Source organism: Coprobacter fastidiosus (genome assembly GCF_982245605.1).
In genome coordinates this window covers 47,680-70,387 of record NZ_CEVCIF010000014.1, presented here as the reverse complement: position 1 = coordinate 70,387, position 22,708 = coordinate 47,680, and the positions used below count along the sequence as shown (strand labels likewise).

Here is a 22,708-nt window from a genome sequence, read left to right as displayed (position 1 = left end):
TCTATCATCTTCATATGCCATCTTGATTTTTAGGGACATTTACTGAATATCCCGATTTAGTCTATAAGAATAAGACATTTCATCACCATTCAGTTGAGTATGAAAACACAAGAATTGCACATTATTACAAATTTTTTCTATCTCCTGTGCTGCCTCTATGATATGAGTAGAAACTATAACGAAACATTTTCTTGAACGAGCCAAAGCGCCCAATACAGAAACCGTCGCGTCATACGCATCTTTAACATTTGTTCCTCTGAATAACTCATCAAACAACATCATCAAGTTAGGACGTATATTTAATTGCAAAACAACCTGCTTTATGCGCTTTACTTCCGAATAAAAATGGCTATATCCCAATCTTAGGTTATCTGATATATTAATAGTCGAAACAATACCTTGTTGCGGAACAAATTTCATGAAAGAAGCTGGAACAGGAAATCCCATATGCGCCAAATACACAGCAATTCCAAAAGCTTTCATAAAAGTGGACTTTCCCGCCATATTCGCACCTGTTATAAATACAATATTTTTATTAGCCTCTATCTCTATATCGTTAGATACCGGAGACATAAGCAATGGATGATATAATCCATCAATTTTTATTTCGCAGGGTTCAGATATAGCAGTCGCATACACCCAACATTTTTTTTTCGCAACCATGGCTGCTGTAGTAAAAGCATCCAACTCATAAATAATATCCATAAGTCGTCGTACTTTATCACGAGCTATGTAACGAAATACAAAATCTAACTTTGTATAATCAAATAAAGAAAGTTTTTTTCTTTTTTTGAATACAAGAACACCCTGTAAATATTCATTTTTAAATGTATTTTCTATTTCTTGCTGGTATTTTGTAATGATCGGATTATCTTTTTGTTGAGACAATTGTTCCACAAATTTCGACAATTTATATAAATTTTCTATCAAAAGAACAATTCCTCTACGAATAATATAATATGGATTATCATTAAAAAAACAGTTATGTAAATGACGACGTATTGCATCATAATAAGAAATACGTGTTGGTAATGGTTGTAACGATAAATAATATTCTATAAAATCGAGATCCTCATATTCTAAAGAAATCTCATCTATATTTCCCAAACAATAAATAAAACGAGATCTATCATTAATCTCATTCAAATTTATTAAAGGATGCAAAAATAATTGTTCCATTTTTTTCTTTCCAAGATAAGAGCGAGTTTTAGAAAAAAGATGAAAAACAGAATCATCATCCTTATATTTTCCAAATATATTCAAATCATCAAGAGTCTGTTGATCTACATAAAAATCCATATCTAAATACATTTGATTATCTATCGTAAACATAAACAATTTTTTTGCAGTTCTATTCCTTTAAAGAAAAAATTTACATTTATTCCTCTATATTTGCACCATCAATTAATTTAACAGATATGTTACTGCAAACTGAAAAACTTAAACATACCGATTCTGGTCTTTTTTTCCTTTTAGCCGGACCTTGCGTTATCGAGGACGAAAATATGGCTTTAAATATTGCTGAAACAATCGTAAAGATCACAGACCGTCTGCATATACCTTATGTTTTTAAAGGGTCATATCGTAAAGCGAACCGCTCGAGAATAGATTCTTTTACAGGTATCGGAGATGAAAAAGCATTGAAGATACTCCGAAAAGTGGGAGAAATTTTCAATATTCCGGTTGTTACCGATATACATTCGGCAGAAGAGGCTCGAATGGCAGCGGAATATGCAGATATACTGCAAATACCTGCTTTTTTGTCTCGACAAACCGATCTTTTAGTCGCTGCTGCAGAGACAGGTCGTGTCGTAAATATAAAGAAAGGGCAATTTTTATCTCCGGGAGCAATGAAATTTGCCGTTCAAAAAGTCATTGATGCCGGAAACAAGAAAGTTGCGATCACCGAAAGAGGAACGACATTCGGGTATCAAGATTTATTAGTAGATTTCCGAGGAATTCCTGAAATGAAATCATTCGGATATCCGGTCATTCTGGACGTCACACATTCTCTTCAACAACCTAATCAGACTTCAGGCGTTACCGGAGGAATGCCGCAACTGATCGAAACAATCGCCCGTGCCGGAATAGCAACCGGAGCAGACGGATTATTTATGGAAACTCATCCCGAACCGGAAAAAGCCAAATCTGACGGTGCAAATATGCTTCGTCTGGATTTATTAGAAGGGTTATTAGTGAGATTGACGGCTATTCGGGAAACAATCAATAAATTCGATAAATAAAAAGATAAATGCAGATAAAAAACAGAAGTACGGTAGCCGGAATCTTTTTCGGATATTTCATCATGGGACTGGTCGATATCGTCGGAATTTCCGCTAATTATGTAAAAGCAGATTTTTCGTTAAGCGATTCCGTATCTTCTTTCTTGCCATTAATCGCATTTATAAGTTTTGCCTTCCTCGCTGTTCCTTCCGGAATGCTAATGAACCGAATAGGACGAAAAAACAGTGTGCTGGCAAGTTTTATAATTACACTCATAGCTCTCTTGATCCCGATTACCGGTTATACATTCCCTGCCATGTTGACGACTTTTGCTTTGGTAGGGATAGGAAATACGGTCATGCAAACTTCCATCAACCCTCTTTTAGCGGATGTCGTTCCGGAAAACAAGCTTACAAGCAGTCTCACTTTAGGACAATTTTTCCGGTCTGTTTCTTCGGCAATAGGTCCTATTCTGGTAACTACAATTATGCTTCTGACCGGAAACTGGAAAAACACGTTTCCTATTTATGCCGTAATCACCGTAATCGGGATTCTATGGCTATATAAATCGCCCGTTACAGAACGGAATACCGATGACACACAAAAAAGTTCTTATCTATCCATATTACAACTTCTAAAAAACAGACACATTTTGATCCTATTCTTAGCACTTTTTGCGTTTGTCGGCATCGACGTGGGTCTCAACGTCTATGTTCCGGATTTTCTTCAAACACGTTGCGGACTTCCTCTACAACAAGCGGGGTTAGGATCGAGTCTTTATTTTACAGCCCGAATTATAGGATCTCTGATCGGAGCAGTACTGTTACTGCGATATCGCTCAGAAAATATCTATCTCTATACAATGGCGACCGGAGTAATTATTTTCATTATAATGATGTTATTTCCCCAATTATATATTGCCTTGACTTCTATTTTTATTATCGGACTGGTATGTGCAAACGTATTCTCTATATTACTTTCCCTTGCTTTGCAATACCGTCCCGATAAAGCCAACGAAATATCAGGACTAATGATAATGGCCGTATCGGGTGGAGCAATAATTCCTTTAATCATCGGAATTATCAATGACCTAACCGGAGGATCAACAGGGATGTATGTTCTTTTGATTTGTCTGTTGTCTCTCCTTGCTTCTGCAATTTATTTATGTAAGTCCAAAAGCCTGCCTAAAAACTAACTGCGTTTTATTGACATCAATTTATCAAAATCAAATTCTCTAAAATCTGAAATTACAATATCTGCTTTATCTTCTATCCGGGAAAAAGGTAAAGTCGTAGAAAGTCCGACAACCGTCATACCCGCCGCACGCCCGGCAGCCAGTCCGGCTAAAGAATCTTCAAAGACATAACAATTTTGAACATCTGCATCCAATAGCTTCGCCGCCAATAAATAGCACTCAGGATCAGGTTTAGACCGAGATATCTGATTAGCGGTTACTATTACATCAAAATATGATTTAATATCAGGATGCTCACGATAAAGATTTGCCATTTTCACATCATTAGAACTTGTAACGATTGCCGTTTTTACATCATTTTTACGTAAGCAATTCAAAAAATCCAAGATACCCGGAATGTAATCGTATGACATATCGTGTTCCCATTTATCGAGATTTTCAACAATTTCTTGCTGAATTTCTTCTCTTCCGGAAAAATATTTCTCAAATATCTGACGCAATGTATTTCCCTTTACTTTATCACCGAAACGATCAGGATCAGATAAATACTTCACTCCCACATTATTCCAATATATGCTGTACTGAGATTCTGTATCAACTATTACTCCATCCAAATCAAATAGCGCGGCAATCGTACGATTCATTTTATCTTATCTTTTATTTGTTTAACGCTGCAAAATAAATAAAAGCATACTGACTACACAAATAATCACTACCTTTGCCACACTAAATAATTGTGAAATTATATGGCAAAATCAAATTCTCCCCTTATTTTGGGAACGCAGCCTATCGGAAAGCTTTTGCTGCAATATTCTATCCCTGCAATTATAGGGATGACTGTAACTTCTCTTTATAATATAATCGATAGCGTATTCATAGGGCATGGTGTCGGAGCTTTAGGAATAGCCGGGCTGGCAATAACTTTTCCTCTAATGAATCTTATTGTCGCATTCTGCGTACTGGTAGGTGTCGGCGGTGCTACGATCAGTTCTATTTATATGGGACAAAAAGATACGCAACGAGCGACATACGTCCTACACAATGTACTGTTAATGTTAATATTCAACGGTATTATGTTCGGACTCGTCACCCTATATTTTCTTGATCCGATTCTGTTATTTTTCGGGGCAAGTGCCGAGACTCTTCCCTATGCCAGAGATTTTATGGGAGTGCTTCTTCTCGGAACACCGATTACTTATGTATTTATCGGACTCAATAATATCATGAGGGCTACCGGATACCCCAAAAAAGCAATGATTTCCGCATTGTTTACAGTAGGAGCTAATATTATCATCGCTCCAATATTTATTTTTGTCTTGAAATGGGGTATCAAAGGCGCAGCTCTTGCCACAATCATTTCTCAGACTTGCGGAATGATCTGGGTACTCCATCATTTTCTGGATAAAAATAGTTTTATACACTTTCAAAAGGGTGCTTATGTGCTTAAAAAGCGAATTATCGTAAGTATTTTATCTATCGGTTTATCACCATTTCTAATGAATGTATGCGCCAGTGGCGTAGTGATTATCATAAACAACAGTTTATTGAGTCATGGAGGAGATTTAGCCATCGGTGCTTATGGTATAGTAAACCGCATGCTCACATTTTTCGTAATGATCGTTATGGGACTGACTCAAGGAATGCAGCCGATTATCGGATATAATTACGGGGCAGAACAGTATGACCGGGTAAAACAAACTCTTCGCTACGGAATCATCGCCGGGGTATGTATTACGACTTTCGGGTTTATTTTAGATGAAATTTTCCCACACGCCATAGTAGCTATGTTCACGACAAATGACGAGCTTACCGACATTGCAACTACCGGATTAAGAATATGTACAATTATGTTCCCTGTCGTAGGATGCCAGATCGTAATTACAAATTTTTTCCAATCTATCGGGAAATCACAAATTTCGATTTTACTTTCTCTTTCCCGACAATTGGTATTTCTTATTCCGTGTCTGTTGATTTTACCAATTCATCTCGGAACAAACGGAGTATGGGCAAGTATTCCTGTTGCCGACTCTATTGCTTTTATAATGGCAATCATCGCAATATGGATACATATCAAAAAAATACAAAAGAAAAATAGTTTTGTACACGAACCCGTCCGATAAGAACATACAAAAATATGGATTTTTCTCAAATTTGACCCGGACAAAATTAGACCGGCTCTAAAAAGCTGCTAAAACTTATTCAATTCTACACTATCGATTTTAATTCAAAATCAGGAAATATTCTTATCTTTGAATTATAAATAGTGATAAAGTGGATATACAGCAAATAGATACCGACAATCAAGAGTTTCAGAATGCCTTAAGCCTGATTCAATATACTTCGCAATCGGTATTCCTAACTGGAAAAGCCGGTACGGGAAAATCTACTTTTTTGCGATATATATGCGACCAAACAAATAAAAAGCATATCGTATTAGCTCCGACCGGCGTTGCCGCAATCAATGCCGGAGGCAGTACAATACATTCTTTCTTTAAAATGCCGTTTCGTCCTATTTTACCGGATGATCCGGATCTAAGTTTAACGGAAGGACGTATTTTTGAATTTTTAAAATATAGAAAATCGCATCGTAAGCTAATCAAAGAAGTCGAACTCATTATCATAGACGAAATATCTATGGTACGTGCCGATATGATCGATTTTATAGATCGTGTGCTTCGAATCTATTCCGGTAATATGCGTCTGCCTTTCGGAGGAAAACAGCTTTTGTTTGTAGGGGATATCTATCAACTCGAACCGGTAGTCACCCAAGATGCGCGAGACATATTGAATCGTTTCTATCCCAATTCTTATTTTTTCTCAGCACGAGTATTTAAAGAGATAAGTCTTGTTCCTATCGAACTAAAAAAAGTGTATAGACAAACCGACATAACATTTGTAAATCTTCTCGACAGAATTCGTACCAACACAACAGACGATAACGATCTAAAAATACTCAATAGCCGATATAATCCTAATTTTATACCACAGCAGGAAGATTTTTCAATTACTCTGGCAACAAGAAGAGACAACGTCGATTACATTAATGACAAACATCTCGCAGATCTTGACGGAAAAGAATTTGTATTCAAGGGAGAAATAAAAGGCGATTTCCCCGAATCAAGTCTTCCTACATTAAAAGAGTTGATTCTCAAAGAGGGTGCACAAATAATTTTTATCAAAAACGACTATGACCATCGCTGGGTAAACGGTACTCTCGGAATTATCTCCTCGATTAGCGAAGACGGGAAAATATATGTATTGCTTGAAAACGGAGAAGAGCACGAAGTTGCGCGTGATTCATGGCGCAATATACGTTATTCGTATAATGAAAAAAAGAAAAGAATCGAGGAAGAAGAGCTAGGCTCTTTCATCCAATATCCCATGCGTCTGGCTTGGGCCATAACCGTACACAAAAGTCAGGGTCTCACGTTCAACCATGTCATTATAGATTTTAGCGGAGGCGCTTTTGCCGGAGGTCAAACTTATGTGGCACTAAGCCGTTGTACATCTCTTGACGGAATAATCTTGAAAAAAAGAATATCAAGAAGCGATATTTTTATAAAACCAGAAATCATCCACTTCAGCCAAAATTTCAACAATCCTCGCCTTATCGAACAATCAATGAAACTGGCACAAGCCGACAGGCTTTATCATACTGCAGCCAAACAATTCGACAAGGATGATTTTGACGGAAGTCTTACGGCTTTGTTCGAGGCTATACATCTCAGATATGATCTTGAAAAACCGGAAGTAAAGCGATTGATCCGAAAAAAATTAAGTATTATCACAGAATTAAAAGAACGTATAAAAACTCTCGAACAACGAGATCATGAACGCCGGGAAACATTAAAAAAGTATGCATACGAATATTATTTACTCGGTAATGAGTGTATTACGAAGGCTCATGACACCAGGGCTGCTCTCGCTAATTTTGACAAGGCATTGGCTCTTGATCCGTTACTGCTCGACGCTTGGGTACGAAAAGGTGTTACCTTAATGGATGCTGATGATTTATCTGGAGCAGCACAATGTCTCAACGAAGCTGTACGGTTAAGTCCGTTATATTTTAAAGCTCTCTATAACAGAGGCAAACTACGATACAAACTTGAAGATTATGAAGGTGCATCAAGCGATTTTCTGAAAGCAGTAAAACTAAAGCCACAAAATGCGACTTTGCACGACCGGCTCGGAGATACATTTTCTAAACTCGGTGAAATAGAAACAGCCGGTCGTTTCTGGAGCATTGCAGAAGAAATAAGAGAAAGAAAACATAACAAATAAATCATTTGGGTATGAATACAAAAGTAAAAAAAGGTTTAAAAATTACCGGGATAGTCATAGGTACAATCTTGGTTATCATGCTCATTCTCCCTTTTGCTTTTAAAGGCAAGATATTGGAGATAGTGAAAAAAGAGGCAAATAACATGCTGAACGCCAAGCTCGAATTTGCCGATCTGAACCTCAGTTTCTTTTCTCATTTTCCGAAAGCCTCTATCGAGTTGCAACAATTATCTCTTACGGGTATCGGTGATTTCGAGAAAGACACTCTTGTCTCTGCAAAGGAGATAGACATCGCCGTTAATATAATGAGTCTGTTCGGTGATAAAGGAATCGAAATAAACCATATCATTCTGGAAAAACCGCAGGTAAAAGCAGTCAAATTAGCGAATGGAAATGTAAACTGGGACATAATGAAACCAGACACAACAACGACTGTTGCAACAGACACGACTTCGTCCAGCTCGTCTTTCGCTCTTAAATTAAAAAAATTCACCATAGAAGACGGACGTATTGCATACATAGATGACTCTTCTAAAATGGAATTCTATACTCAGAAACTGAACTTGAAACTATCGGGAGATATGAGTACCGAATCAACATCGATTGATTGTCACATGATAACCCAAAATATAGATTTTATATCAGGAGCTGTCCCTTATCTCAAAAACGCAGAATTTGAAATGGACATGAAAGTTCTGGCTGATTTGGTAAATAACAAATTCACATTTGATGAAAACAAACTTCGACTTAATGCAATCGAGTTGAATCTCGACGGTTGGATAGCACTTCTCGAAAATGATATGGACATGGATATACGTTTAAATAGTCCAAAAATAGAGTTCAAAGACATTCTTTCTCTCATTCCCGGCATTTATCAAAACAATTTCGAGTCATTAACTGCTAAAGGTGCATTAGACTTTAAAGCTGCAGCCAAAGGCAAAATGACCGGAGACCTATTACCACAATTTTCATTTTTATTAAACGTCAAAGACGGCATGATCAATTATGCCGGTATGCCCAAAGCAATTGACAATATCAATATCTATATTTTTGCAGAAAATCCGGGAGGCAATGCCGACTTAACTACTATCAATATTGATAATCTCAGTTTTAAAATGGCAGAAAACCCGTTCAAGCTGACATTAAACGCATCGACTCCCGTATCTGATCTGAATTTTAAAGCAACAGCAAATGGAACTCTGAATCTGGATATGATTAAAGAGGTATATCCTTTAGGAGACTCGATAAAACTAAGCGGAATACTGACGACCACATTAAGTTTTGCGGGTAAAATGTCGGATATTGAAAAAGAAAAATATCAAAATATACAAGGTGAAGGGAATATCTCTATAAGCAATATGAATTTTACAACTCCTGGAATCCCTGCCATAACATTAAAGAAAGCATCTGCAACGATCAGCCCCAAAGCTATGTCTTTAAATGAAATGGACGTAAATATCGGAAAAAACGATTTACAGGCAAAAGGCTCTTTATCTAACTACCTACCCTATTTTTTGAAAAATGAAACTTTAAAAGGCAACCTTTCTTTAAATTCTTCATATCTGAACTTAAATGATTTTATAAGTGACACTGAAGAGACAAGTACAGAAACCGAAGTAACAACAGACACGACAACCATGAGTGTTATAGAAGTTCCTAAAAATTTGGATTTGTCGCTTAAAGCAAACCTTAAAAAAGTCATTTTCCAAAAAATCGAAATCAATAATATCAACGGAAATCTATCTGTTTCAAATGGGGTCGTTCGAATGAATCCTCTAAATTTTAATGCCTTTGATGGATCTATATCAGCAACCGGATCATATAGTACCGCCGAGAATAAAAACCGGCCTATGGTAAATTTTGGACTGAATATCCAGAAAGCTTCTTTCGAAGAAACGTTCAAACAATTGGATATGATCCAAAAGATCGTCCCAATTTTTGCAAAAACAGGAGGTAACTACTCTGTAAATCTTGATTTAAAGACCCCTTTGGATAACACTATGAGCCCCGAATTAATGTCACTGACGGCTAAAGGGGTTCTACAATCCAATGATATTCATGTACAAAACCTCGAAGTTTTTGACAAGATTGCCACATTATTGAAAAATGATAAACTTAAAAACATCGAAGCTAAAGATATAAAAATACCATTTACAATCGAAAACGGACTATTAAAAACCGATCCTTTTAATATAAAAATGGGTAATATCAGTATGAATCTAAGCGGAACAACCGGTTTAGATCAGAGTATCGACTACACCGCAAAAATCGCACTTCCCGAATCTGCTACTGGCGGATATATCAGTAATGTAACGGCAACTATCGGAGGTACATTTTCAAAGCCCGAGATCAAACTCGACACTAAAGAAATGATCAACAATGCCGTAAAAACAGCCGTAAACAGTCAACTGACTAAACTTACCGGAAAGGATAAAGAAGAACGTATCGCCGCTTTAAGAGAACAAGCCGATGCAGCAGGAAAAAAATTAGTAGAAACTGCAGAGAAAGAAGGGCAAAAACTGATAGACAAAGCTCAAAAGCCTCTCGAAAAGATCGGTGCGAAAACTGCTGCTGCAGCATTAGTAAAAGAGGCACAGAAACAGGCAGATAAGTTAAAAGAAGAGGCCGAAAAGGCCATACAAAAAATAGAGGCTGAGTAAAACTCAGACAGGCTCTTAAATTTCATAGAAATCTTTTCAATACACCCTTCAGACATTTTCTTTATCTGGAGGGTGTATTATTTTCACACAAAACAACAGTTTTCTCAAACGAAGACCTTTTTAAATTATACTACATTATGTTTCAAGTGTTTAATTCTGAGTAAATTCTGTCATTCAGATAGATACAATTTGGCACTTTTTCTGACAAAACAGTCCCAAAAACAAATGGCACACACTTTGCAATTATTTAAGCGAATTTGAGTTACAAACCCGATTCAAAGAAATATAGATGTTTAATTAACGAATAGGAGATTATAACTATGATGCCTGTAAGAAAATCACAAAATTGGCTTCCGGGAATATTTAACGATTTCTTTGGAAACGAATGGATGGAAAAAGCAAATTCAACTTCTCCCGCCATAAATATTATCGAAAGTGAAAAAGATTATAAAGTAGAGATTGCTGCTCCGGGACTGACTAAAGACGATTTTTCGATTAGAATCGATGATGATAATCAGATCTCTGTTTCTATGGAGAAAAAAGAGGAACATAAAGATGAAAATAAAAACGGCCGGTATTTGCGCCGGGAATTTTCTTATACACAATTCCGTCAGAATATGATTCTGCCCGATAACATAGATAAAGATAAAATCGAAGCAAAAGTTGAAAACGGAATATTAACCATAGATATTCCTAAAAAAGAAATTATCCCCGAAAAACCGGCTGTTAGAAACATAGAAGTAAAATAAAACTTCTATATTAATCTTCATATTTATAGTGATCTTTTAAATTCAAATAATATGAAAAGTTCAGAAAAAAAACAGAAAGGTCAATTCTGTAAATCAAAGAAGAAATCAGAATATCAACTTGAAAAAGCTGAAGAGTCTCATGAAGGTAAACATAAAAAACATGAGTAAAACATAGGTATTACAAGTACAGAATCAGCCCGTCCAACTATTCATATAGTGAACGGGCTGTATTTTTATCGGATAATAGATCATCTTTGAGCCTCGAATCAAAGCCTATTTAATTATTAACCAAACGTTTAAAATGGGATGTAATTACTTTTCCCATATTTATGCGCGTACTATCGATTTGCCTTATTTGTACAGGAGAAACCATATTTTTATATTTTGCACGCGTTATCCGGAATTTAACTTTATCCAAATTACCATATAGATCAACTCCCGCCTTAAACGGTAAAGGAGATTTAAGTATAGAAACATGATAATTGAATGACATATCCAGATTCTGAGTACCTCCTACTGCTGCCCGATAACGATCTATTTCTACAACAAAAGGATAAACTTTTACTGCTCCATTATCAACTGTTATATTTACGGATATGCTATCAAACATATTTTCCTTTTTATTTTTAAACATCAATATTTTCGCAAGTCTCCTGAAAGTATCCCCATCCAATAAAACCAAACTATCCCCTTTAATATGCACTGCAGCTCGCAAAGAAGGGATACGTATGTTCATCAGAGAATCAAGACGCGATTCTGCCGCTATATTAAAATTGACAAGACCTTTAAAAGATCTCAGCATCGGAACGATCGTATCCAGTTCAGGAATAAATGTTACCAATTTCCCTATATTGATTTTATAAATATCAAAATTAAAGCCGGCATATCCGTCTATAGAAGAGTCTCCTTTATAAAGCAAAGAGGTTCTCATTACAGCACCTAAAGCTCTCATACTCAAGTTCTCAAGATTTATCATTTGATCCTTTATCTGCACTTTTCCCCGAACATTTTCGAAGATCATGTGATTATAACGGACTCTCCCGATATTCGTTTCAAACTCCAGATCAACATTTTTAGGGACAATAAACAAACGGGCTTTATCTGTCGATACAGAAGATATTGTATCTGTTTCAACCGCATTTTCGTCCATATTCTCAAGGCCGGACAATGCCTCTATAAGCTGATTACAATTAATCCGTTTCGATACGACCTTTAACCGGGCGGTTAATAATTCATTCTTCATTATTGCTTTTGACAAATTAGAAACCGAACCTGTTGCCGTTATATCAGAATGTCCGATACGAACTTTTGCTTGTCTCAACGCTACGGTATTTCTTTCAAACGCAACTTCTGTTTTTTGCATGCGAATAGGCAGGCCAAATTCGGGAGTTGAAAAAAACAAACGGTTAAAACCAATCGTACCTTTCGGATGCCACAATGAATCACGTCCTTGAAATGTCGATATTTTAAAACCTGCCAAATCCATTCCTATACGGGTCTCATTTGCTTTCATAAAAAGAGAGTCAGTACGCAGATATAGATCAAACACCGGCTTTTTCACATTCATTTTAGAGGGTCTTACTCCAACAGACGCCTCTGTCTTTTGACTATATGCCCGAATCGTATCGCCAATTATCACCTTAGCTTCTTCCAATGCGAATTTACAGTCCAAAGGTATGACTTTCGTGGTATCTATCTCGGTTACAGGGGTCGATACTGACGCCGACATCTGTTTTACCTGAGCCGACCCCATTCGACTTTTTAAAATAAGATCATAAATCTTTGCCCCTACGGCCAAAGAACTATCTCCGATAAAGCCTAATTTAGCATTACCTTTAAAATTAAAATCTTTATTGGAATCTTTAAACAGTACATTCTCAATCGCCACATTTCCTTTTATCTGTAAACGCCCCAAATCTTTTTCTTTTACAGCACTTAATCTGCCTGTAAATTTTAAATCGGCAGAAACTTTTCCTCCCATTTCAACACCATCCTGCAGCGGAAAAGTCTTTGCTAAAGCTGAAAAATTTACTTTTGCATGAGTATTAAAAGTTATCAACGGATCTCCCATCAAATCATCTATACGACCATCTGCCAATACATCAGTTTCCGCTCCTTGAAAACGAAATATTTTCATATTCAGATAAGACGGCTTTTTTTTCATCACATCTAAATAACAACTTAGATCGGCCGTTAAATTATCGATTCCATAAGGCATACCTTTATAATGGGCAGAAACTTGCTGAATCTTCATAAGCATTGTCAATACCGGTACTTGCTTGTCTCCGTACGCACCTTTAAGCGAACCCGACAGTTCTACATCTCCGGCTGCAGTAACAGCACTTTTTTTGATAACCGATGCCGGAAGCATATTCAATACAGTAGCAACATCCGGAGTCTTAAGTTTATATGACAAATCAACATCTATAATTTTTGCAATCGTATCTCTATGCAATGAACCGCCAACGTCAAAAGATATTCCATTTAGATTGACCGATGAACGTTCTATATTACAAAATAAGGTTTTTCGATTCAGAGAAAGGTCTGTATCAAATTCAAAAGCGATCCTGTTCGCCAACAATTCTCCATCCTGCCAAAAAAGAATATTCTTACAAGAGGTTTTCATTCTCAAATCGGCTATATCTTCAGACAAGAACGCTTTTAGATCAAGATTAAGGCTATCTATCCGGCTGTACACCTGTGTACTGCGATCATCAAAAATCAATGATACATCTTTAAATTTGACACGATTGATATTTATACTGCTATTAAAACCCGAAGAAACCGTATCGGCATTTTGTTGCACGGCAGAAGTATCAGCTCGCATAATATTCCAATTCGGATTTCCAACACTGTCAATAAACGCATAAATCGTAGCATCATCAAAAACGAATTTTCTCAGCTCGACCCGGTTATTTTGAAAATATAAAAGCGGATTTACTGAAACTGCACATTTTTTAAATTGCAACAAAGTATCACTTTTCTGCCATAATGTATCTTTGAAGACTTTAGAGACTAATCTCCCATCGGATATTTTCAACTCGAAATCAGGAAACGATGAAAAAAAAGTCAACTCCACGCTTCCAATTTCAACTTGAGCGTTTAGAGTTCTATTCGCAATTTGATTAACAACCGGAGTAAGCTTTTCCGGAGTAAACACAAAATTCACGGCTACCGCAATAGCCGATAATACGATAACAATTAATGAGAGCATAGAGATAAACGTTATCTTCAATGCCCTCTTCAAATTCTTGCTCATAACCTTATCTTCATACTTTTGAGTACAAATATAAGGTTTTTATTTTCTGTTATAGGCCTTGTCCAAGAGATAATCTATCGAACATTTTCCCGGACCGGCTAATAAAAGCGTTATAAAAATTCCCAAATACATCAACGGAAGTTCGGATGTAGCCAAAGCGAATGTAGGGAATGTCAAAAAAGCAGCGACAATCATCGAGAAAATCAACGGGATTAAAGCTAATCGGGTAAGAAAGCCGACCATAACTAAAATAGAAGCTCCTACTTCGACTAAAATGATCAAAGGCAAAGTCAACGTTCCCAAACCTATCGGATCGGGAAAAGTATCGACTAATGTATCGAAATTTTCAATTTTAGCAATTCCATGAGTCAACATTAATATCCCGACAAACAACCGTAAAAAAAGCCTTGCTGCATTGGAACAGCACTCCGACAATAAAAAAGTCAGAGTCATTTGTATAAATTTATTTGATTTCACACTTGAAGAAGATTCCTTTTCCATATCCTAAATTATTTAAGTTTGATATATTAAAAACTATAATTCAATAACATTTCTTCAAGTAAAAAGTTTTATAAAAATTATAATTTACAATTCTTTTCTTTTGTTCCCGTCTTTCTTAGGTGTTTTCCGGTAAAAAGTCCGTTTCCCCTGACTTCTTCCTCCAGCCGAACGAGAATTATTATGTCTCCCTCTTCTGCGGTGTCCTCGGGAAAGCTGTTCCACATCATATCCCGGAGCTTCGCCTAACCCCTCAGGAATAGGATTTTTAAAGATATCTTTATCAATAAACTTTTCTATCCTGAAAAACTTATCCCGTTCTATATCAGATATAAAAGTAATAGCTTCCCCTTCAGCACTTGCACGTGCCGTACGTCCGATACGATGAATATAGTCTTCAGGATCATGAGGTACATCAAAATTGATAACCAAACCGATATCTGTAATATCAATGCCTCTGGCCACAATATCCGTTGCAACCAAAACATCAACCTTACCGTTTTTAAAATCAAGCATTACCTCTTCCCGTTGAGACTGTTCAAGATCAGAATGCATAGCCCGGACATTGTACTTCATTCGCCTAAGTTTCGTCGTAAGTTCCTTAACCTTCTGTTTCGAAGAAGAGAATATAATAGTCTTACCCTCAATTTTCTTAGAAAAAACAGCTTCTATGATCGCCATTTTCTGGTTTTCATAACAAACATACGCCGACTGCCTTATCGCCTCATTAGGTTTTGAAACCGCTATATTAATTTCTGCAGGATTATGTAATATATTTTTAGCAAGCTGTCTTATTTTAGGAGGCATAGTTGCAGAAAATAAAATTGTCTGCCGCTTCTTCGGAAGGTGATTACATATCTGCATAATATCGTCATAAAATCCCATATCCAGCATCCTGTCAGCTTCGTCAAGAATAAGATATTCCACAAAAGGCAACTTCACTCCGCTATTTACCAAATGAGATATAAGCCGCCCCGGTGTAGCGATTACCACATCAGCCCCCATAAGCAATCCTCGTTTCTGTTGATCCCATTGCGCCCCGTCGCCACCTCCGGACACGACAAAAGTCGAAATAGGTAAAAAATAAGAAAAACCCTCAAACTGCATATCTATTTGTTGCGCCAATTCTCTTGTCGGCGCTATGATCACAGCCCTTACGGCATCATCACCGTTCTTATTTTTAGTAAGTAAATTCAACAAAGGAAGTATATATGCGGCAGTCTTACCCGTTCCCGTCTGAGCACAAGCGATCAAATCTCTTCCCTCCAAAATTACAGGTATGGTAAGTTCCTGCACCGGAGTCGTTTCTTTAAAATTCATTGCACTCAAACCTTCCAGAACTTCCGGTCCTAGATTTAATTCATCAAATCTCATATAATTCTACTACTTTTCAAAAAAACTACTCACGATAACCAAAGCCCATTTATCAGCCGGATCTTATCAATAAAATAGTTTGAACAAAGATAGTCATAAAAAATGAAAGATCGGTAATCAAATAAATTAAGACTTACGTCTTTTTCCGGTCTTTTTTCTCGTTTTCAATCGACAGATATATCTCTTACCCTTCTCATAAAACAGAAAAAGCATCCTCAAACGAAACTCCCAAATCTCGAGTAAAATTCAGATGAGCTCTAAAGCTCAAGAATTACTCTGTTACAATTGCCGAACTTTCCCATAAATCTACCAATTAACTTTGCTGTCTATATTCATTTGGCGTGCAACCTACACACTTTTTAAATAAACGACTGAAATGCTGTGGATACTGAAAACCTAAACCATACGCAATTTCACTTATCGTCTTATCCGTATCTAAAATCCGTTCTTTTGCCATATTTATCAGCTCGAGCTGAATATATTCTTGTGCCGTTTTTCCGGTTTCCCGCTTTATCAAATCACCGAAATAATTAGGAGACAAGCACAACCGGTCGGCACAATATTTCACAGAAGGTAATCCTATACTACGAGGTTTATCTGTATGGAAATAGTCATTCAGAATGTCCTCAAATTTCATAAGTACATCTTTATTGACATTAGTCCGTGTTACAAATTGACGCTCATAAAAACGAATGCAATAATCTAACAACAACTCGATATTTTTTGAAATTAAAGTTTTACTATGCTTGTCTACACCATGTCGAAGTTCATGCTCTATATTATGCAAACAATCATATACGATCTGTCTTTCTTGATCCGATAAATGAAGCGCTTCATTCACTTCATAAGAAAAAAACGTATAATTTTTGATATTTCTACCGAGAGATGTTCCTCTTATTAAATCAGGATGAAAAGTCAAAGCCCACCCCTTAGGCTGAATAATCTCCCCATTATCTTCGACACCGATTATCTGACCCGGAGCAAGGAAAACAAGAGTCCCCTCTTGATAATCATAATATTGTCTGCCATATATCAAATCTCCGCACTTCACTTCTTTCAAAAAAATCGTATAAAAACCAAAACTCATTCGAGCATGACGCACAGGCTTTGCCTTCGACATATCTATCACACTAACTAACGGATGCAAAGTTTCGATCCCCATACGAGAATTATACTGATCGACCGTCTCTATCTTTAAAATATTATCTTTCATAGCTTTGCTGTTTTGGATTAATGCAAAGTTAACACTTTTATCGATACTATAATCTGTACTTTTTCAAATCCGTAATAATGGTACAAATACCTGTAATTCATCTACAAATCAATATAAATAACCAATATAATTTTGCAATATAGATAACAAAAAACAAAATCAATTATGAACACAAAAATGAACTTTGATATGTATGTCCCGACACATACCTTATTCGGTGCAGGAATGTTAAACCATTTGCATTCTCAGAAAATGCCGGGGAAAAAAGCTTTACTCGTAATATCTAACGGCAAATCAACTAAAATAAACGGGTACCTAAAACGTACAGAAGAACAACTTCAAAAAGCCGGGGTAGAATTTACTATATTTGACCAGATTGAAGCAAATCCTTTAAAATCTACGGTCATGGCAGGAGGAAATGCTGCCCGAACAAATGGATGTGATTTTATTGTAGCTTTGGGAGGAGGTAGTGTCATGGACGCTTCAAAAGCTATCGCTGTTATGGCTACTAATGACGGAGATTATTGGGATTATATTCCTTCAGGAAGCGGAAAAGGTAAGATTATAACCAATGTACCATTACCTATTATCGCCATCACGACAACCGCAGGAACAGGGTCGGAAACCGACCCCGGCTGCGTCATCACGAATGAAACGACTCATGAGAAGACAGGCTTTGTACATCCTGCTTTATTTCCCGTTCTCGCAATTGTCGATCCTGAACTAATGCTATCCGTTCCTCCGAAGTTTTCTGCCTATCAAGGATTTGATGCACTATTTCACAGCATAGAAGCATACGTATCGAACGGTGCAAATTTAATGAGCGACATGTATGCTTTAACTGCTATAGAAAATGTGTCTCTCAATCTGCCGAAGACAGTAAAAAACGGAAACGACATAGAAGCCCGCACAAAAGTTGCATTCGGCAATACTCTTTCCGGATCTGTAATGTGTGTAGGCCGGTGTAACAGCGAACACTCTCTGGAACATGCCATGTCTGCTTATCATCAGGAACTTCCTCACGGAGCCGGGCTGATCATGATAAGCAAAGCTTACTTTACCCACCTTATTAAACAACACGTATGCGATGATCGTTTTATAAAGATGGCAAAGGTCATGGGTATGAAAAACGCAACAAAACCAATGGATTTTATAGCTGCTCTTACAAAGCTTCAGGAAGATTGCGGCGTAGCCGATCTCAAAATGTCCGATTATGGTATTACCCCCGATGAATTTGAGAAATTCGCCATCAATGCTAAAGATACCATGGGTTTTCTCTTTTCTTGTGATCGTATCCCGCTAAGTAATGAGGATTGTATAAATATTTATGCAGCATCTTACAAATAAATAATTTTAATAGCAAAAGGAAGAAACAAATAGAAAAAGGGAGTATTCTCTCAATGTCTAAACATAAAAAATTATGAAAACTCGGCATTCTATACTTATTTTTATCCTTATGATATCAACTACCTTTAATTCTTCGGCACAAAATAACGATTCAAAAATTTTAGTAGCCTACTATTCTTATAGCGGGAATACCAAAGCTGTTGCCGAACAGATACAAAAAGGTACTAATGGTGATTTATTTGAAATTCAACCTATAAAACCCTATCCCAAAAACTACCAAGAAGTTGTCGATCAAGCTAAAAAAGAAATCAACGACAACTATAAACCCGCTTTAAAAACTAAAGTAAAAGATATCGATAAATACGATGTCATTTTTGTCGGTTCACCTTGCTGGTGGGCAACAATAGCACCTCCGGTAGCGACATTTTTATCAAGTTATAATCTCTCAGGAAAAACAGTCATTCCGTTTATGACTCATGAAGGAAGCCGCATGGGGCATTCAGAAAACGACATAAAGGCTCTTTGTCCGAAATCGAATGTTTTAAAGGGGCTTCCGATACGAGGTAGTCAGGTAAAACAAGCTGAAGAAGATGTTATGAAATGGTTAGAAAAAATAGAAATGCTAAAAAAATAAGAAATCATGCAAAAAGTAAAATTAAATAACGGCGTAGAGATGCCGATCTTAGGTTATGGAGTTTATCTGGTCTCTCCTGAAGAATGCGAACGTTGTGTACTCGATGCCATCAGTGTAGGTTACCGTAGCATAGACACAGCACAAGCATATTATAATGAAGAAGGTGTAGGTGCAGCCATTACGAAATGTGGTGTTCCTCGCAGCGAATTATTCATTACTACCAAAGTCTGGATCAGCAATGCAGGAGAAAGTAGAGCAGCAGCCAGTATCGATGAGTCTTTACAAAAATTGCGCACCGAATATATCGACCTGTTACTCATTCACCAACCCTTCGGAGATTATTACGGAACATACCGAGCTATGGAAAAAGCTGTAAAAGCCGGAAAAGTAAGAAGTATTGGTTTGAGTAACTTTTATCCCGACCGTTTCGTAGATTTAGCAGAAAATGTCGATATAAAGCCTGCGGTAAATCAATTACGAACGAACGTATTCAGCCAACAATGGGATGCGGAGATAGAGATGAACAAATACGATACCCATATTATGGCATGGGCTCCGCTCACACAGGCAAATAAAACTCTGTTCGACAACCCTACTATCGCAAAAATTGCTGAGAATCACAACAAAACAGCCACACAAGTAGCCTTGCGCTACCTCATTCAACGAAATATTATCGCTATTCCCAAGTCTACTCATATAGAACGGATGAAGCAGAATTTGGATGTATTTGATTTCTCCCTTACCGATGCAGAAATGGAAGCTATTCGCCCGCTCGATCAAGAAGCAGATTTCCAATGGTCACATCGTAATCCCGAGCTGGTACGTTTTTTGCTGAATTATGATAAACAATTCAATCCCAAAAACAAGTAAATAACCTGTTACATTGAAATATGAAAAATATATTGATAGTATCGGGACACCCTGATTTAAATAATTCATTCGCAAATAAAAATATATTGGAAGAACTGAACAGTCTGTTACCTGAAGCAGAGTTTGCTTATTTAGACAAATTATATCCGGATTTCCGCATAGATATAGAAACAGAACAAAAACGGCTGCTTCGTGCAGATATTATCGTCTTCCAATTTCCTCTATTCTGGTATAGTGCACCTTCTCTACTGCATCGTTGGATAGAACAAACGTTTGTACACGGTTTTTCTCACGGGCGAACAGGAGACAAGCTGAAAGGCAAAAAGTTGATACTTTCTTTCACTTCCGGTGCTCCAGAGGAAATGTACTGTTACGGCGGATTACAAAATTATCCTATCGAAGATTTTCTTCCGCCCTATAAACAGCTGGCCAATCTATGCGGATTGCAATGGGAAGGCTATATATATAGCGGAGGCCTCTCTTACGCTAACCGGCATGATGAGAAGATTCTGAGACAAATGAAAGACAAAGCCATTAATCACGCTTATTCATTGGCCGAGAAAATAAAAAACTTGGAAAATCCTTAAATATTTTCCGATTAAGAAATTATTATTTTCAAAACAGAGCCGAGCGAAATTTAGACTCTTTATTCCTATATATAGGAGACATTATAGGCAACAAGATGTTGTCTATAATGTTTTCAAAATTACATCCAAGAAATCAGATTCTGTTTTTTCAAAATCGATTTTCCAACATCATCTATTGACGGATTAAAAAAAATTATATTTATTTGCCACACTCAAAAATAACCGTCAAAATAACCCTTAAATAAAAAATGAAATACTCCTATCTGCTCTTAGATTTGGACGGAACTGTTACCGATTCAATGACTGGCATTACCCGATCGGTACAATATGCTCTGAAACATTTTGGAATTGAAATAAAAGAATTAAGCTTGCTGCAACCGTTCATTGGTCCACCTCTCAAAGATTCTTTTAAAGAATTCTATCATTTTACTGAAGAGCAAGCAACTCTTGCAACATCAAAATATCATGAATATTTTTCTTCAAAAGGAATATTCGAAAACGCAGTTTATCCCGGAATAAAAGATTTCTTACAGAAACAGAAAAAGGAAAACAAGCAAATATTATTAGCAACGTCTAAACCTGAAATTTTAGCCAAACAGATACTCGATCATTTTGAACTATCATTCTATTTCGATTTTATAGGAGGCGCGACTTTTGATGACAGCCGATCTTCCAAGAAAGACGTCATTAACTACGTATTAGAAAACTGCCAACTCAAAAACAAATTAGATAAATGTATCATGATCGGAGACCGGAAACACGATATAGAAGGAGCTAAGGCTAATCACATTTCTTCAGCAGGAATCCTATATGGCTACGGTAGTAAGGAAGAACTCATACAGGCCAAAGCCGATTATATAGTCAAAGATTTAAAGGAACTGCAAACAGTACTTATCTAAAAGCCTGTCTAAATTTCCCGATAAAAAAATATTATCAGGTCATTTTTGCGCTTTCTTCCGGTCTGTTTTCCCGTTTTCCCTCGTCAAATAGCCCGCTATCATCCTCCTGAAAACAGAAAAATATCCTCGAAAGAAACTCTCAAATCTGACCCGAGCAAAATTTACGACAGGCTCTAAAAGTGAAAACTCAAAGAACCTTGCCCAAAATTTTCATAATGCATCAAGGCTTTTTTACTCCTTTATATATCAACACCCCTAATACTAAAATACCCAAAGCTATAAAACCCCAAGAAAGCTCTTTACTATATTCTGCTACTTTACTCATTAACTGATCTTGAGGAACGACCGATTCGAGATAATATCCTATCACAGCTAATATGATATTCCAAAGACCTGCCCCTAATGTCGTATAAAGCAAGAATGTAGACAACTTCATACGTGCAAGCCCGGCAGGTATAGAAATCAACTGTCTGACTGCAGGAACTAAACGTCCTACAAAAGTCGATATACGACCGTTATCATCAAAAAATTTTTCGGCTTTCATAACGGATGCCTCATCGATCAAACACATATGTCCGATACGGCTCGATGCAAATTTATATATTAAAGGGCGTCCTATCCACATCGCTAAATAATAATTCACCAAAGCTCCGATATTTGCTCCTAATGTTGCAAACAAAACCACCAGATAAATATTCAGTTCACCGGCAGCCGCCTTGTATGCAGCAGGTGGAACTACAATCTCCGAAGGAAAAGGGATAAACGAACTTTCTATAGCCATTAATAAAGTAATAGTCCAATAATTCAAATGGTCAAGACACCACTGTATAAAAGCCAATGACTCCATATATTATCTTTTAATTATTTTGCAAAGATAACCAGCGAATTAGCCATTCATGTTTCATTCATAATGCATTTA

18 protein-coding genes are annotated in these 22,708 nt (G+C 36.8%); 11 read left to right on the top strand and 7 right to left on the bottom strand.

The window, feature by feature from the left end; genetic code table 11:
• Positions 1–39: 39 nt before the first annotated feature.
• A complete protein-coding gene (locus tag AC0UMU_RS05395; RefSeq protein WP_278715593.1) occupies positions 40–1,332 on the bottom strand; it encodes a MutS-related protein in 1,293 nt (430 codons plus the stop codon).
• 86 nt (positions 1,333–1,418) lie between these two features.
• Here AC0UMU_RS05395 and kdsA point away from each other — a divergent pair, with 86 nt between their 5' ends.
• Positions 1,419–2,243, top strand: coding sequence for a 3-deoxy-8-phosphooctulonate synthase (gene kdsA, locus AC0UMU_RS05390; RefSeq protein WP_278715596.1), 825 nt, complete (start codon positions 1,419–1,421; stop codon positions 2,241–2,243).
• Positions 2,244–2,251: 8 nt separating this feature from the next.
• Positions 2,252–3,418 (top strand): MFS transporter, encoded by a 1,167-nt coding sequence (locus AC0UMU_RS05385; RefSeq protein WP_278715599.1) that lies wholly within the window; start codon positions 2,252–2,254, stop codon positions 3,416–3,418.
• On the opposite strand, the gene AC0UMU_RS05380 is transcribed toward AC0UMU_RS05385, so the two are convergent.
• A complete protein-coding gene (locus AC0UMU_RS05380; protein WP_278715601.1) occupies positions 3,415–4,062 on the bottom strand; it encodes an HAD family hydrolase in 648 nt (215 codons plus the stop codon). The genes AC0UMU_RS05385 and AC0UMU_RS05380 overlap by 4 nt on opposite strands.
• A 102-nt stretch (positions 4,063–4,164) precedes the next feature.
• On the opposite strand from AC0UMU_RS05380, the gene AC0UMU_RS05375 reads away from it, so the two are divergent.
• The 4 genes from AC0UMU_RS05375 (at position 4,165) to AC0UMU_RS05360 (ending at position 11,108) form a co-directional block, all read left to right on the top strand.
• Positions 4,165–5,538, top strand: coding sequence for an MATE family efflux transporter (locus AC0UMU_RS05375; protein ID WP_278715603.1), 1,374 nt, complete (start codon positions 4,165–4,167; stop codon positions 5,536–5,538).
• A 151-nt stretch (positions 5,539–5,689) separates the two neighbouring features.
• Complete coding sequence (locus AC0UMU_RS05370; RefSeq protein ID WP_122303559.1) at positions 5,690–7,699, top strand: tetratricopeptide repeat protein; 2,010 nt, start codon at positions 5,690–5,692, stop codon at positions 7,697–7,699.
• Positions 7,700–7,710: 11 nt separating this feature from the next.
• On the top strand, positions 7,711–10,359 hold the full coding sequence (locus AC0UMU_RS05365; protein ID WP_278715606.1) for an AsmA family protein: 2,649 nt from the start codon (positions 7,711–7,713) through the stop codon (positions 10,357–10,359).
• Between the two features lie 320 nt (positions 10,360–10,679).
• Positions 10,680–11,108, top strand: a complete 429-nt coding sequence (locus AC0UMU_RS05360; protein ID WP_022600940.1) for an Hsp20/alpha crystallin family protein — start codon at positions 10,680–10,682, stop codon at positions 11,106–11,108.
• Between the two features lie 277 nt (positions 11,109–11,385).
• Here the strand turns inward: AC0UMU_RS05360 and AC0UMU_RS05355 are convergent, their stop codons facing one another.
• The 4 genes from AC0UMU_RS05355 to AC0UMU_RS05340 all read right to left on the bottom strand — a co-directional run bounded on the left by AC0UMU_RS05355 (position 11,386) and on the right by AC0UMU_RS05340 (position 17,452).
• Positions 11,386–14,367 (bottom strand): AsmA family protein, encoded by a 2,982-nt coding sequence (locus tag AC0UMU_RS05355; RefSeq protein ID WP_473979890.1) that lies wholly within the window; start codon positions 14,365–14,367, stop codon positions 11,386–11,388.
• 39 nt (positions 14,368–14,406) lie between these two features.
• Positions 14,407–14,868: a DoxX family protein gene (locus AC0UMU_RS05350; RefSeq protein ID WP_022600938.1), complete on the bottom strand. Its 462-nt coding sequence runs from the start codon at positions 14,866–14,868 to the stop codon at positions 14,407–14,409.
• 84 nt (positions 14,869–14,952) lie between these two features.
• A complete protein-coding gene (locus AC0UMU_RS05345) occupies positions 14,953–16,239 on the bottom strand; it encodes a DEAD/DEAH box helicase (protein ID WP_009319284.1) in 1,287 nt (428 codons plus the stop codon).
• 313 nt (positions 16,240–16,552) lie between these two features.
• Entirely contained in the window at positions 16,553–17,452 is a 900-nt protein-coding gene (locus AC0UMU_RS05340; RefSeq protein ID WP_288641320.1) for a helix-turn-helix domain-containing protein, read from the bottom strand.
• Positions 17,453–17,617: 165 nt separating this feature from the next.
• Here AC0UMU_RS05340 and AC0UMU_RS05335 point away from each other — a divergent pair, with 165 nt between their 5' ends.
• The 5 genes from AC0UMU_RS05335 (at position 17,618) to AC0UMU_RS05315 (ending at position 21,789) form a co-directional block, all read left to right on the top strand.
• Complete coding sequence (locus tag AC0UMU_RS05335) at positions 17,618–18,799, top strand: iron-containing alcohol dehydrogenase (RefSeq protein WP_288641323.1); 1,182 nt, start codon at positions 17,618–17,620, stop codon at positions 18,797–18,799.
• A gap of 73 nt (positions 18,800–18,872) precedes the next feature.
• Positions 18,873–19,433 (top strand): flavodoxin, encoded by a 561-nt coding sequence (locus AC0UMU_RS05330; protein ID WP_278714294.1) that lies wholly within the window; start codon positions 18,873–18,875, stop codon positions 19,431–19,433.
• Positions 19,434–19,439: 6 nt separating this feature from the next.
• Positions 19,440–20,303 (top strand): aldo/keto reductase, encoded by an 864-nt coding sequence (locus AC0UMU_RS05325; RefSeq protein WP_278714296.1) that lies wholly within the window; start codon positions 19,440–19,442, stop codon positions 20,301–20,303.
• Between the two features lie 20 nt (positions 20,304–20,323).
• Positions 20,324–20,890 carry an NAD(P)H-dependent oxidoreductase gene (locus AC0UMU_RS05320; RefSeq protein ID WP_278714298.1) on the top strand — a complete coding sequence of 189 codons (567 nt, stop codon included), beginning with the start codon at positions 20,324–20,326 and terminating at the stop codon, positions 20,888–20,890.
• 248 nt (positions 20,891–21,138) lie between these two features.
• Entirely contained in the window at positions 21,139–21,789 is a 651-nt protein-coding gene (locus tag AC0UMU_RS05315; RefSeq protein WP_009319278.1) for an HAD-IA family hydrolase, read from the top strand.
• A 220-nt stretch (positions 21,790–22,009) separates the two neighbouring features.
• On the opposite strand, the gene AC0UMU_RS05310 is transcribed toward AC0UMU_RS05315, so the two are convergent.
• The gene (locus AC0UMU_RS05310) at positions 22,010–22,636 is read right to left on the bottom strand and encodes a DedA family protein (protein WP_022600931.1); all 627 of its coding nucleotides are present in this window, start codon (positions 22,634–22,636) and stop codon (positions 22,010–22,012) included.
• Positions 22,637–22,708 lie beyond the last annotated feature (72 nt).